1 protein-coding gene is annotated in these 248 nt (G+C 47.6%); it reads left to right on the forward strand.

Annotated features, from left to right (window positions below; translation table 11 throughout):
• The coding region (locus E3E33_RS10835) for a CRISPR-associated endoribonuclease Cas6 (protein WP_304940811.1) at positions 1-248 on the forward strand (248 nt) is incomplete at both ends.

Below are 248 nucleotides of genomic sequence, written 5' to 3' on the forward strand. Positions count from 1 at the left end.
ACTCTGCGATCATGGGTTCCATGCCTGAGGATAGGGATTTCAGCATAGATGTTATCAAGTTCAAGCCCGTCCGGATACTCGTTAAGGACACATACTATCGTGGCTCTCTGATGATATTCCGCTATCGTGGCTCTCTGATGATATTCCGCTATCGCGGCTCCCTCGAGATAGCTCGCTTCGGCTATGAGAACGGCTTTGGAGAAAAAACCAGATATGGCTTTGGTATGGTCAAAGTGATTGACGAAGAA

This window comes from Thermococcus sp. GR5 (genome assembly GCF_012027535.1).
GTDB classification, from domain to species: Archaea; Methanobacteriota_B; Thermococci; order Thermococcales; family Thermococcaceae; genus Thermococcus; species Thermococcus onnurineus.